This window comes from Streptomyces sp. NPDC058701, assembly GCF_042715295.1.
Taxonomy (GTDB): Bacteria; Actinomycetota; Actinomycetes; order Streptomycetales; family Streptomycetaceae; genus Streptomyces.
Map to the genome: position 1 here is coordinate 63424 of NZ_JBHXSY010000005.1, position 12069 is coordinate 75492.

Sequence of the window (12069 nt, forward strand, 5' to 3'; positions counted from 1 at the left end):
CGGACCGCGGTGGTCCATCCAACGCGGCGCCGCGGGGTCAGCAGCCGCCGCAGTTGTAGAAGGTCACGTCCCAGTGGTTGCCTTCGTCGGCGTAGACGTTGCCGGCCCCGGACTTCCACTGCGGGGCGCCGTCACCGCGCACTCCGATGTAGGTGAACGTGTTCTTGATGTAGTTGCCGAGGCACGTGTACTTGCTGAAGTCGAGCTTGTAGCCGTTCCAGTGTGAGTAGGTGCCGCCGGCGTGTCCGGTCTCGGTGCCGCCGGTGATGTTCAGCGCGCAGCCGCTGGCGCTCTTGAGGGTCTGGGCGCCTTGGGCGGTGGCGAGATTGAGCTGGTCGAAGGACGTGCAGGTCGGATTGTTGCGGTTCGAGCAGCCACCGGACGAGGACCAGGTGATCCCGGAGCTGTTGAACTTCGAGGTGGCGGTGGCGTGGCTGATCTTGCTGACTGCGTGGGCGTCGGTGGCGCCGCCGAGGACGCCCACGCCGGGGGCGAAGAGCGCGCCGAGGACCAGGGCGAGAGCGGTGAGGACGGAACGGAGTTTCATCGGGCGTGCCTCCTGCTGGGGACCGTGACGGTGGGACGGCGGTGCAGGCGGATCAGAGTGTGCTGATCGGGCAAGGAGATGGTGCCTCAGCTCTACGCGCGTCCGCCAGAGGGAGGACGCCCCGTCTTGGCGGACTCGGCCGAAGATCTCCGAACCGCCGCCGGCCACCGCTCCGCGGCCCGCGGTGACTCGTACTCCTCCGGGGCCGGCGCCGGCAGCTACCGCTCGGACTGCGGCGACCGCCGCCGGAGCCGGTTCGGCCCCCTGGCCGCCTGATCCCCTGCCCGCACACCCTTGATCGGTACCCGGGGCCACGCCGCGGGTGCGGTCCGTCAGGGACGTTCCAGCAGGGTCAGCACCGCCGTGGCTAACCGGCAGGCCGTCTGCTGCGGGGGCTTGGTGGGCAGAATGAGGTGGCTGATTGTCATGCGGACGGTGATGTCCGCGGCGACTTCGATGCTCTCTCTGTCCTGTGCCGGGTAGCGCTTGCCGAGCCAGTCCTGCACCAGCGTCTGTCCCGCGTCGAAGATGGGGTCGGCGCGTGCGGTGAGGTAGGGGAGCAAACTGTCGGAGCCCTTGCGGGCGGCTGCGATGACGGCCCGGATGAGGGGTTGCTTGTCGGCTTCGGTGAGGACGTGGCGGATGGCGGCTTCGAGGCAGTCGCGAGTGTCGGGGAGCCCGGGGTAGAGGGTGCTGGCGACGCCGCCGAGGAATGTCTGAGTTTCGCGGATCACCAATGCGCGACCCAGACCGGCCCGGCTCCCGAATTCCTTGTACACGGAGGGGCGTGAGACGCCGGCGCGGGCCGCGACCGCTGAGAGGCTGACCTGATCCCATCCGGCGTCGCACGTGAGGTCGTGAGCGGCGTCCAGTACGCGCACTCTCATGTGCTTGCGCCAGGCGACGCGAGGCGGGTCGGGTACCGGCTCACCGGTTGCACCCTCCGTTCCGCTGTTCTGGTATGCCGCCATGGCGGTGATTCTGTCAGGGAGGTCGGCCGGTCGGTCGGCACGGAGGGCGGTCGGCGGGCGCACTCCGGCGGAGCGCGCCGTGGCATCGGCCCCTCCGCCGCCGGACCGAGGGACCGACGTCACGTCAGGGAGACGTGGAGAGACGGCTGTCAGCGTCGCTTGCGTCGGGCGGCGAGGACGAGGCCACCGCCGATGGCGAGGACCGCCGCTGCCACGGCGAGCGGGATGGTGGGATCGGAGCCGCCTGTCTCGGCGAGGGGGGTGCCGGCGCCGTCAGCGTTCAGCCCGGAGTCGCTGTTGCCGCCGGCGGCTGCCTCTGCGGCCGGCGTGGCGCCGGTAGCGGTTCCGTCTGCGCTTCCGTCGGCGCTTGCGCCCGCGCTCTTCCCGGCCGGTGCGGTGGACCCGGCAGGACCGGCGTCGGAACGGCCGCCCTGCGGCGCGTCGATTGTTCCGGCGCCGAAGCTGTACGCGCCTCGGTCGGGTGCGCCACTGGTCCTGCGGCTACCCGTGAAGTCCGTGGTCACTGCGGCGAAGGGGATTCCCGAGCCGATCGCGGGGGAGCCGTCCCGCAGCCGGAAGTCGGCGCTCGCGCCGGTGGAGGCGTTCACGAACTTCGGCTCTGCGACGACGTCGTGAGCGCCTTTCACCTCAGGTGCTTTGCCGCCGAAGTAGATGTTGTAGTCGTAGGTGACGTTCGTGTTGCGGGACTTGCTGTTGGTCGCCTGGTCGGGGCGACCGTACGCGATGTTGTTCAGCAGCCGGACATCGGTGCTGTCGTGCGCGAAGATGTTGGCATAGCTGTCCATGCGGGTGCTGCGGCCGTTCATGTACGCCGTGTTGTGCACGATGTCGACGTGCTGACTCTTGTAGGAGTGGATCCCCGAGCCGCCGTTGTCGTACGAGATGTTGTCGGCGACCAGAGTGCGTCCGCTGTAGGCCGGGTGGTCCGCGTCCCCCTTGAGGGTGTCGACGATGATGCCGTTGCCGTCGGAGTAGCAACGGCACTTCTCCCATTTGATCTTTGTTTCGTTGTCGTGGACGCGGTTGCCCGTGATGCGGATCTTGTACGTTCCGGAGTCCCCACCGCCGATGTCGCGGGGGGTGAGTACCGAGATGCCGCTGGTTGCGTAGACCGTGTACCACGAGTTCGAGTGGACATGGTTGCCGGAGATCGTCACGTGGTCGGCGTCGATCGCCGATATTCCGCCGCCGGCGCAGTCGTGCACCCGGTTGCCGGTCACCTCGATGTGGTGCGACAGATCGCCCGTGGTTCTGTTCCGCTCGATGGAGATGCAGTTGGTGTTGTAGGTGGGGTCGCCCTTCTTCGAGCCGCGTTCCGCGCCGGCGAGGTTCAGAGCCGCGTTGTTGCCCTTGACCTCCAGGTTTTTGATGGTGATGTAGGACGCGCCGTTGACGCTGATCCCGTTCCAGGCGTGCACCGGGTGAATCACCGGGCTGTGGCCGGGGTGGGCGGTGAAGGTGATGGGCGCTCCGGGACGCCCCGAGCGGGTGACGGTCAGCACGTTCGAGCCCGCGGAGCGCTCCGAGTACGTCCCGTTCATGAGGGAGACGGTGTCGCCCGGCCCCGCGCTGTCGGCGGCCTTCTGAATCGTGCGAAAGGGGGCTCCGGTGGAGGTCCCCGGATTGCTGTCGCTCCCGCTGGCGCTGACGAAGTAGGTGCGGGCGGCCGCCTGGGCCGGCCCGGCTCCTGCGGTGACGAGTGCGAGGGGCGCGGCGGACGTGAGAAGCGCCGTGGTCGCGGCGAGACTGCGCGTGCGGTTCATTGTTGCCTGGTCTCCGAGACTTGTCCGGGCGGAAGGGTGGGGCCCCCGCCTCGACTCACACGCCCTGCGCGCGGGTCAAGGACGTACACGGCGTTCAGGGCAGGGGCACCGCGCCGGTGCGGCGCCGGGTCAGGGCGCCGAGCCGGGGTGCCGCGGCCGTGATCTCACCCTTCCGGTTTCCTCGATGGGGGCGAGTGGTGTGCCCGACGGTCGCAGACGCAAAAATGGGACGCAACCCCGTACGTGTTGTAAACGTTTTGATGGATCATCAGATCGGGCGGCGGTGTCCGGCGCCGCAGCCGAAGCCCCCTTCGTCTTGCCGCCGTACGGGTGGCCGAACCCTGTGGGACCGACTGCGGTCACCCTGTTCGCCGGGGTCCGGGGGCAGCGCCCTGCGGAACCGGTGCGTCGGCTGCCGGCACCCCGCCCGCCGCGCGGGGCCGGGGCGTCCGTTCGGGGGTCATGGTCTGCCGTGGCGTGGGCAGCAGAGTGACATGGGGCATTCATGAAGCGTCCCCCGCACCGTTGCTCTCTTCGGTGCGGCCGTACGAGGAGAAGGGTTGTCACGTGTCGCAGGTCGAAGAGTCCATCGAGGTCGACGTTCCCGTCCGCACCGCTTACAACCAGTGGACGCAGTTCGAGACGTTCCCCCAGTTCATGGAGGGAGTGGAGAAGATCACCCAGGTCAACGACACGCTCACCCACTGGAAGGCCAAGGTGGGGGGTGTCGAGCGGGAGTTCGACGCGGAGATCACCGAGCAGATCCCCGACGAGCGCGTCGCCTGGACGACTGTCGGCGGCGAGGCCAGGCAGGCCGGCGTGGTCACCTTCCACCGCCTGGCCGAGAACAAGACCAAGGTCATGCTCCAGCTGGACTACGACCCCGAGGGCTTCGCCGAGAACCTCGGCGACAAGCTCGGCTTCGTCAAGCGGCAGGTCACGGGTGACCTCAAGCGCTTCAAGGAGTACATCGAGTCCCGCGGCGCCGAATCCGGTTCCTGGCGCGGCGAGGTCTGACCCCCGCGGGGCAGGAACGTCCTCTCGGGGAAGACGGACCTTCCACGCCGCGCTGTTCTGCCGGCTTGCCTGTGCCTGCCGGATACCGGTTGCCCGCCGTGGCTGATGCGACGACAGGTGCCGATGCAGACCAGGGCCCGACCGGATCCGCACCCTCGGCCCGGTCGGGCCCTGCCCGCCCCGCACGATGCCGAAGTCGGCAGTGCAGATCGGGGTTGTTTCCGCGTACAGCGGTTGCTGCTGCCAGACGCAGGGGCTACATGCCCCCGACCGATTCGTCGGCGCGTTCGTACTGCGCGAGGGCCTGTCCGAGGCCGAACCAGGTCGCCGGCCACGTGGCGACGAAGATTCCCCACCGGTCGGCCCGGTCGATACCCGCCGGCTCCACCTTCAACGACGTCAGCCATGAGGCGACGGACAAGCCGATGGTCAGGCAGGCGATGGTGTTGGCGTGCTCACTCCGCAGGCCCTTGTCGTGCAGCATTTTGACGATCATGGCGCTCCTCGTGGTGCGACATCGGAGCTTCTACCGTCACCCATGTACCCCTTTCGCGCATCCGGGGGGGGGCAGGCCTCGGTACTCCTCGCCCGCTCCGGATGCGCAGGGCGGGGCCCCGGCCCGGTGTGAAGAGCGCCGGACGCAGGTCGGCGTCGCCGCGGAGACGGCAGACTCGCTCCCACGGACTACCGGCCGACTTCGGCTGCTTCGACGGCGGACTTGATGCCGTCCAGCGCTTCCTCGAGGCCGTCGATGACCTGTTCGCCCTCGATCCGCTCGGTGTGCAGTTCCACGGAGAGCCGGGAGTGGTTCGCGTCGTCCCCGGCGGCCACGTGCAGCCGGCCGCGGTAGTCGTGCGGGCCGGGCGCGCCCCACTCCAGTGACGTGCCCTCTTCGAGGACGCGGATCCATGCCTCGCTCCGGACGTCCTGCTCCGGTTCGCCGGGTGGTTCGATGTGCGCGGTGACGGTGACCCGGTCGCCGTCGTGCGGCTCGGCGGAGGTCAGCCGTGGCATGTAGGCGGGAAGGTTCTGTACGTCGGCGAGGTAGCCGAACAGCACGGTCGGAGAAACCGCCACGCTGATCGAAGTGTCGTAGTCACCCATGGACATCCCGTTCCCTCACACCCCGAGGGACGAAACAGCCCAAGTCGGCAGGGGGGCAGCAGCCGTGGCCATCGGCTCTGCTTCCGGCCCGGGTTTCCGGGGCCGTCGGTCTGGCCCGTCTGCCGGGCGACGCGGTGAAATCGACCCGTCCGGCGGAACCCCGCCGCACCGGGCGAGTCCGTTCGGCGTCGGAGGCGGCACGACGACGGTCCTGCCGCCGGGCTGGGCGGCAGGACCGTCACACGGGTACCGGCCCGGGATGGACGGGCAGGCGGGCACGTGTCGACGCTCTCAACGCCTGCGGCGACCGCGCGTCACGCCGGTTGGGCCGTACGGGTGCACACGCGGCTGCCGGGCCGTCCTTCGGCACCGGGTCCGCCGCTCGCACGCCGCCGGGCCGGCATCACCCGCCCACCACGTTCCGTAGTCGAAAACATGCGGAGAGCGACGGACCGTGTCAGCTTGAACGGCAGGAGAACGTCTCCCACACACGAAGGAGTCGCCATCATGGGCGGTAAGCAGGACAAGCGCCAGGAGCCGGGCAAGGGCCGCGAGGAGCAGCAGCGCCCCCAGCGCCCCGGTCAGGACCCGGTCCACCCCGAGCCCGTCACCCCCTCCCGCGGCGGACAGCGCCCGGAGGAGATGGAGCGGCGCCGCGAGGAAGACCTGCTCCCCGACGGACGCAACCTGCGCGACGACGACTTCTGAGCACAGCGGTAACCCACGCACGCAGAGCCCGGCCGGGCCCGTAGTCACCCGGCCGGGCTCTGTCATGGCGCGGCATCGCCGAAGGCGACATGGTCGTCGGGCACGGGGGCGTGGCCACCACGGTCGACGGCACGCTCACCCAGCGGCGCCGGTCACGCCCCGGGCGGTGGAGGGCGGGATGGTGGTCATGGGGCACAGGACAGGTGCCGTTCGTGACGCCGACGCTCCCGCCACCGGTACCCCGAAAACCGGCTCTCGCCATCACGGCCGGTCCGAACGGCCCGCACGAAGGGAAGCCGGAACGCGCCGCGCGTCTGCCGTGTGAGCTCTCAACCACCTGGTAGCGGCAGAGCGGCTCCGGTGGCGCGGAGCGGTCTCAGCGGAACGCGGCGGCGTCATCGGCCGCGGCCCCCGGCCGGGTCATTCCGCGTAGTCGTTGCCCTGGAGGTGGAGCGAGCGCAGGGCCGCCTCCAGCGCGAAGCGGTGGTCCGGGTCCGTGATGCGGTCGCCCAGGCGGGCGTCCAGGTTGCGCAGGCGGTAGCGGACCGTCTGCGCGTGCACGCCGAGCACCTCGCCGACCTGTTCGGCGGGGGCCCGCGTGGCGATGTGGACGCGCAGCGTCTCGACCAGGCGGCCGCGCCGGGAGCCGCCCAGCCCGCTGAGCGGGGCCAGTTCGCGGGCCGCGATGTGCGTGACCAGCGCGGGGTCGGACAGCAGCCACAAGGTGGTCAGGTGGTCTTCGCAGTGCACGACCGGGCCGTCGGGCACGATCCCCTCGTCGATGAGCTGCAACACCTTCCTGGCCCACCGAATGGAGTCGGCGGCCTGCGGCGGTGGCACGGTCAGACCGATGACGGCCGGGGCCCCCGCGAGGGCGGATTCGAGCATCGCCAGGCGCTCGGGGGTGAGCGGCCCGGGGATCAGCAGGTGCGGCTGCGGGATGCCGAGGTCGGCGAGGACGTCGCGGTCGAGGCATGCCCGCATGTGGTCGGGGGCCGGGGCGCGCAGGGCCACCAGTGTGCACTGTGCCGGGAGTTCCCAGGACGCCTGCTCGCACAGCTCGGCGATGGTCGCCTGCGGGAGGGGCGACCCGACCAGGATGAGGTGGAGCAGCTTCCGGCGTAACGCCGATAACTCGGAGGGCGCGCGTTCCTGGACCTCCGCGTACCCCTCGCGCGCGACCGCCTCCAACTCGTCGACGTAGGCGAAGAGCGCGTCCGCGAAGGCGAGGATCAGGGAGGGGGACAGGTTGTACTGGCGGCCCATGGTCTTGGCCCGGCGCAGCGCGATGCGTGCGCCGAGCCGGTAGGCCCCCTGGAGGGTGTCGAGGTCCCGGCCCTCGTAGGCCTCCACCCGGCCGAACTTGCGCAGCAGTTCGTCGCGCAGGACCGAACTCGTGCCGGGGTCGGCGACGCGGTCCACGAACGTGGCCAGCGCCTGTTCCACACCCTGTCGGATGGCGTCCGCGTTGGGGCCGTTGAGGAGACGGGCGTACACCGGATAGGCGCGCTGGACCTCGACGCGTATCTCCTTGATGAGCCCCGGGACCTCGGGCCTCATCAGGGCCGCGAACTCCTTGGGGAGCGGGTCGAGCGGTTCGCCGAGGTCCGGTGGTTCTGGCATCGAGGGCATGACTGATCCCTTGCTCTCCTGCGCGCCCGGTGGGGAGCGGCGTGACAGCGCCCTGCTGGCTGGAGGGCGCCGCGCGACCGTCAGGTACATACCTGTGTTCAGGTGCTGACGCTAGGTCAAGTCCGCTGTGCTGTACACCGTTTGGGCAGGAGATGCGCAGGAGTGCGGGTGGAGTCCGGAGAGTCGGCCGGGAATCGCCGTTCGGTGACCGTTACTTGACGGCCGAGTGCCAGTTCCGGGCGAGCTGCTTGCCCGCGTCGGGGGCGATCGTGCCCGGGGCGAAGAGCCCGCCCAGATAGGTCTGGGTGTTGTTCAGAGTGAGGCTGTTCCTGCCCGCCGCGGACGGCAGGCCGGTCTTGAGGTTGACCGCCGCGTCGATCACGCCGAACAGCCCCAGCCCGCAGCCGCTGGCGCCGGGAACGGCGAAGGAGGTGTCGCTCTGGGTGGAGCCCAGGAGGTTGAGGCGGCTCATCTCGCCCTCCTCGTTCGCGGTGCCGTCACCGTCGAACCGCTCCACGGCGAACGACGGGTAGGTCAGGTTCTTCGGCTTCAGGACGATCGGGTTGCTCTTGGTGCCGATGTAGCAGTTGCTGCCCAGGAACGGGTTCTCCAGGTGGATGCGGACCGGGATGTGCACGATCGTCTGGTCGGTGACGACTCCCGCGATCTGGTCGAAGTCCGACGGGGTGCCCACCGACTCCAGGGTCGCGGTGATCTTGTTGAGCTTGGCGTCCGAGAGCTGCTTGCAGATGGCGGTGACGCCCGGGATGTTACTCGGGCACATCAGTCCGAGGAGACCGCCGGGCACCGTCGCCGACGCGGCGATGATCGCACCGGAGGCGGGCGCGACGACGGTGCTGGTGCCGTCGGAGTTCTGGACGACTCCCATCTGGAGGTTGCTGTTGCCGGTGACGACCGTCGTGTTGCCGAGCTTGATGGACCCGCTGGCGGCGTAGGAGACGACGCACTGCGGTGCCTTGTCCAGACCGTCCGCCCCGAGCATCGTCGGCGAGTCGACGGGACAGCGGGTGAACGGGCCCCACCCGCCGTTGAGGTCCGGGGTGGCGGCGGTCGCCGTACCGAGCGAGGCGAACGCGCCGAACGCGGTCAGCGCCGAGACGGTGGCGAGCCGGGTACGTGCGGAGGCGAGTGGCATGGAGGTGCCTTTCGGTGGCGGGGGACGTTCGGGTCTGTGGTGCGGGGGTGCGGGTTCGTGGGGCGGTGCCGGCGTGCGGTCCGGAGCTGCCGGGGGCGCCGGGCGTCTGGGCGGGGGTCCGGGTCAGCGCTCCGGCACGGGGACCACGAACGGCTGGCGGTCCTCGGTGCACTGACCCTCGGTGGGTACCTCGACGCCCACCGCGCAGGTCTGCCCCTGGATCTGCTTGACGTAGTTGCCGGGGCCCGAGATGGACGCGGTCAGCAGCCGGTCGAGGTCCTCACCGCCGACGCCGCAGCCGGTGAACGGGGGAATGGTGACCTCGCCCGTCAGCGGCCCGCCGGAGGTCAGGACGTATCCGGTGGCGTCCGTGCCGTTGATGAGCTGCCCCTTTCCCAGCATCACGAGGTGCGGGCCCGGGTACGTGGCCGGATCGGGCTCGGGGGAGCTGAGCGGGGTCTGCGTACGGCACGACGGGCCGACGTCCAGCGGCGTGCCGTTGACCTTGACGTCCAGGACGCGCAGGACCAGCGGGGCGCGCACGTACGTCTCCGCGATGTTGTCCGGGAAGACGAGCAGGACGTCCGACGCGACGGTCATCGGCCCCGCCTGTTCGAGGATCATGGTTGCCGTCGTCGGGGTGAAACCGAAGGTCAGGAAGGTGGACTGGAACGGCGGGGTCTGCTTGCGGCCCTGGTGGTCGAGGTAGCCCTCCGACTTCTGGAGCAGGTGGATGCTCCCGTCCGGAGGGAAGGCGATCTCCGGGTCGCCCTGCTCGATCTGTACGCACGACACCGGGATCAGGGAGGCGCCGCCCAGTTTGCGGACGTTGGAGTAGCCCGTGATGTAGGCGTTGAGCGACTTGTCGGTCGGGTTCTCCTTGACACAGGGCGGCGCCGGCGGCCTGGCGGCCGAGGAGCCGGCGCGGGCGTCACCGACCTTCGGGGCCTTGTCCTGGTCCTTGTCCCCGCCGGTCCGTTCGGGGGGAGTCCCGGGCGTCGTCGAGCCCTCCGGGGTGCCGGGGGCCGTCGGTGCCGTCGGGGACGCCGGGTCCGCCGGCTGCCCCGGGGGCGTGGGGGCCGACGGGGAGGCCGAACCACTCGGGGCCGGGGTGGAGGGGGCCGGACCGACCGGCACCGTGACCAGGAGACCGTGGCCGTCCGCGTCCTTCGCCAGGGTGCAGGCGAGGGAGAGGGACGCGGGGGTGGCGGGCGCCCCGTCGGCCGTACCGAGGGCGAGGTCGATGCCCAGGTCCACGGCCGTGAACGTGAGGTCGCCGTCGGCGGCCGCCGTTACGGTCGGCGCCTCGCCGGTGGTGGTGAGGGTCAGCGGTCCCTCGGCGGGAACGGCGACGGCCGGGGTCCCGGCGGTGCCGCGCCAGAGGGCCTGCGTCGCGGCGCCGCGCTGGGCGACGTCGAGCGTCAGCCTGGTCTCGGGCACCACTGTGGCGGCCTTGAGGGCCGTGAGGTCGGCGACCGCCGCGGCCGGGAGCTCGACCGCCGTCGTCACCCCGGTGGGAAGGATCTTCTCGCCGGCCGTGGCCCGGCCGGGGAAGGTGGCCTTCACCCGGACCGTGGCGCGCTGGTGCCCCGAGGGCAGCACGCAGTCGTAGGCCAGCTTCGCGGTGATCTCCTGCGAGCCCACCGCGGCGGCCGCCGACGGGATCAGGGGGGCGAGGGCCGCGAGGGCGGCGATCGCCGCACCGCGCGCGCGGACGCGGTGTGTCCCCGGGGCGGGAGGGTGGCCACTCATCGCTTGCTCCGCTCGGGCGTCGTGCGGGGGCGCCGACGGCCGGCGCGGCCGTTCGGCGTGTCTGGTCGGCGTTTCTGTGCGGTGCCCGTGCCGTGTGTAGGCGCCGCGTGGAAGGTCGGCGTAGGGGCCGGCGTCCGGGGTTGGGCCGGGGGTCGGCGAACGCCCGGCCGGGGTCACCGGTCGGGCGCACGGACCCGGGGGAGTGCCGGCGGCACTCCCGCACGCCTTACGGGTTGGTACCGACGATGGTCGGGATGATCGCGGTGCCGGTCTTCTTGACCAGGTAGGCACCGGTGAAGATCGGCTTGGCGCCGACCGGGACGGCGCTGCCGCAGTTGGTCGACGAGACGACGTTGAGCTGACCGGAGGTGCTGGCCACCGCGAGCTTGCCCGTCGAGTTGGTGTACGTGGCGGCCGCCTTGCCCGTCACGCGGAAGACGCAGGCGCCGACGGTGACCTTGGCGTCCACGTTGCCGATGTAGCCCTTGGTGACGCCGGTCGCGGCGGTGTAGTCCTGGGCCACCACGGTCCACGGGGTGGTGGGAACGGTGGTCACGTTGCCCAGGACGCTCGTGCAGGGCGAGCCGCTGGCACCGAAGTTGATGGCGCTGATCGAGCCGACGGTGGCCGGGTTGCCGGTGGCGCTGGCCATCGAGCCGGAGGCTCCCGACGTCGTACACGTCATGGCGATGCCGTTGACGCTGAGGACGATGTTCCCGCTGTTCGTCGCCGTGTAGGTGGAGGGGGACGGGTTGACGGTCCAGGTGGTGGACGGGACGGCCGACGCCGGGCCCACGGTCAGGGTGAACGCGGCGGCGGCGGTACCGGTGACGACGGCGAGGTTTCTGATGGTCTTCTTCATGGCTCTGGGACTCTCCTTGGGGATTGACCGGCAGAGGTGGGCCGTAGCTGTGCGATGGGGGAGACACAGAGGACCCGCGGCTCGGTGTTCCTCGGCCGCGACGCTGACGTTACTTGCGGGAAACTTGGCTGAACAATGGCGCAGTTCAAGATTCTTTGAAGAGCCCGAATTACCTGTTCGCGGGGTGAGCGGTCCTCGGTACCGCCTTAGCCTCCGGGTGCGCAATGTCGACAATTTCGATCGATCACGCACCGCGCTGCCACTTTTTCCGCAGGGGCGGGTCGTATGAATCTCGATATGAAGAGGAAGTGCTCTCCGTCATGACAATCGGCCGTGCGCATGTGTAATCCGAGTGACAAATGACGCGGAGGTGCCGACGGCGTCGCGAAAAACTCGGACCCGCGTATTGCCGTCGGATGTTACCCAGCCGTAGCGTTCCGGGTGCGACGCTCTACCCCTGGTTGGCGGCCCCCGACGGCAGCAGTCCTGCCCGACGGTCTCGGCCCGGCCTCCCACCGGGACCACCACCCTTCGGC

The 12069-nt window shown here is 70.3% G+C and carries 11 protein-coding genes; 2 read left to right on the top strand and 9 right to left on the bottom strand.

Translation table 11 applies throughout. The annotated features are described in order from the left end of the window. Positions 1 to 37 precede the first annotated feature (37 nt). The 3 genes from ACFWW8_RS06665 to ACFWW8_RS06675 all read right to left on the bottom strand — a co-directional run bounded on the left by ACFWW8_RS06665 (position 38) and on the right by ACFWW8_RS06675 (position 3302). Positions 38 to 547, bottom strand: coding sequence for a hypothetical protein (locus ACFWW8_RS06665; RefSeq protein WP_386524538.1), 510 nt, complete (start codon positions 545 to 547; stop codon positions 38 to 40). A gap of 332 nt (positions 548 to 879) precedes the next feature. Continuing rightward, a complete protein-coding gene (locus ACFWW8_RS06670) occupies positions 880 to 1518 on the bottom strand; it encodes a TetR family transcriptional regulator (protein WP_386524540.1) in 639 nt (212 codons plus the stop codon). Positions 1519 to 1667: 149 nt separating this feature from the next. Continuing rightward, complete coding sequence (locus ACFWW8_RS06675) at positions 1668 to 3302, bottom strand: right-handed parallel beta-helix repeat-containing protein (RefSeq protein ID WP_386524542.1); 1635 nt, start codon at positions 3300 to 3302, stop codon at positions 1668 to 1670. A 567-nt stretch (positions 3303 to 3869) separates the two neighbouring features. Between ACFWW8_RS06675 and ACFWW8_RS06680 the strand changes: the two genes are divergently transcribed. Then, entirely contained in the window at positions 3870 to 4319 is a 450-nt protein-coding gene (locus tag ACFWW8_RS06680) for an SRPBCC family protein (RefSeq protein WP_386524544.1), read from the top strand. Positions 4320 to 4575: 256 nt separating this feature from the next. On the opposite strand, the gene ACFWW8_RS06685 is transcribed toward ACFWW8_RS06680, so the two are convergent. Both ACFWW8_RS06685 and ACFWW8_RS06690 read right to left on the bottom strand, forming a co-directional pair. After that, complete coding sequence (locus ACFWW8_RS06685) at positions 4576 to 4815, bottom strand: hypothetical protein (RefSeq protein ID WP_386524547.1); 240 nt, start codon at positions 4813 to 4815, stop codon at positions 4576 to 4578. A 188-nt stretch (positions 4816 to 5003) separates the two neighbouring features. After that, entirely contained in the window at positions 5004 to 5423 is a 420-nt protein-coding gene (locus ACFWW8_RS06690; RefSeq protein ID WP_386524550.1) for an SRPBCC family protein, read from the bottom strand. Between the two features lie 507 nt (positions 5424 to 5930). Here ACFWW8_RS06690 and ACFWW8_RS06695 point away from each other — a divergent pair. Beyond that, the gene (locus ACFWW8_RS06695; protein ID WP_386524551.1) at positions 5931 to 6131 is read left to right on the top strand and encodes a hypothetical protein; all 201 of its coding nucleotides are present in this window, start codon (positions 5931 to 5933) and stop codon (positions 6129 to 6131) included. 420 nt (positions 6132 to 6551) lie between these two features. Here the strand turns inward: ACFWW8_RS06695 and ACFWW8_RS06700 are convergent, their stop codons facing one another. The 4 genes from ACFWW8_RS06700 to ACFWW8_RS06715 all read right to left on the bottom strand — a co-directional run bounded on the left by ACFWW8_RS06700 (position 6552) and on the right by ACFWW8_RS06715 (position 11533). Beyond that, entirely contained in the window at positions 6552 to 7763 is a 1212-nt protein-coding gene (locus ACFWW8_RS06700; RefSeq protein WP_386524554.1) for a helix-turn-helix domain-containing protein, read from the bottom strand. Between the two features lie 211 nt (positions 7764 to 7974). After that, positions 7975 to 8919, bottom strand: a complete 945-nt coding sequence (locus tag ACFWW8_RS06705; RefSeq protein WP_386524556.1) for a hypothetical protein — start codon at positions 8917 to 8919, stop codon at positions 7975 to 7977. Positions 8920 to 9042: 123 nt separating this feature from the next. Then, complete coding sequence (locus ACFWW8_RS06710; RefSeq protein ID WP_386524558.1) at positions 9043 to 10671, bottom strand: DUF6801 domain-containing protein; 1629 nt, start codon at positions 10669 to 10671, stop codon at positions 9043 to 9045. A 226-nt stretch (positions 10672 to 10897) separates the two neighbouring features. Then, on the bottom strand, positions 10898 to 11533 hold the full coding sequence (locus ACFWW8_RS06715; protein ID WP_386524560.1) for a hypothetical protein: 636 nt from the start codon (positions 11531 to 11533) through the stop codon (positions 10898 to 10900). Between the last annotated feature and the right edge of the window lie 536 nt (positions 11534 to 12069).

What these genes read in the sequence shown, in the direction of transcription:
- ACFWW8_RS06700 (WP_386524554.1), bottom strand. Translation starts at nt 7,763, where the DNA reads ATGCCCTCGATGCCAGAACCACCGGACCTCGGCGAACCGCTCGACCCG.
- ACFWW8_RS06685 (WP_386524547.1), bottom strand. Translation starts at nt 4,815, where the DNA reads ATGATCGTCAAAATGCTGCACGACAAGGGCCTGCGGAGTGAGCACGCC.
- ACFWW8_RS06675 (WP_386524542.1), bottom strand. Translation starts at nt 3,302, where the DNA reads ATGAACCGCACGCGCAGTCTCGCCGCGACCACGGCGCTTCTCACGTCC.
- ACFWW8_RS06710 (WP_386524558.1), bottom strand. Translation starts at nt 10,671, where the DNA reads ATGAGTGGCCACCCTCCCGCCCCGGGGACACACCGCGTCCGCGCGCGC.
- ACFWW8_RS06695 (WP_386524551.1), top strand. Translation starts at nt 5,931, where the DNA reads ATGGGCGGTAAGCAGGACAAGCGCCAGGAGCCGGGCAAGGGCCGCGAG.
- ACFWW8_RS06670 (WP_386524540.1), bottom strand. Translation starts at nt 1,518, where the DNA reads ATGGCGGCATACCAGAACAGCGGAACGGAGGGTGCAACCGGTGAGCCG.
- ACFWW8_RS06705 (WP_386524556.1), bottom strand. Translation starts at nt 8,919, where the DNA reads ATGCCACTCGCCTCCGCACGTACCCGGCTCGCCACCGTCTCGGCGCTG.
- ACFWW8_RS06690 (WP_386524550.1), bottom strand. Translation starts at nt 5,423, where the DNA reads ATGGGTGACTACGACACTTCGATCAGCGTGGCGGTTTCTCCGACCGTG.
- ACFWW8_RS06715 (WP_386524560.1), bottom strand. Translation starts at nt 11,533, where the DNA reads ATGAAGAAGACCATCAGAAACCTCGCCGTCGTCACCGGTACCGCCGCC.
- ACFWW8_RS06665 (WP_386524538.1), bottom strand. Translation starts at nt 547, where the DNA reads ATGAAACTCCGTTCCGTCCTCACCGCTCTCGCCCTGGTCCTCGGCGCG.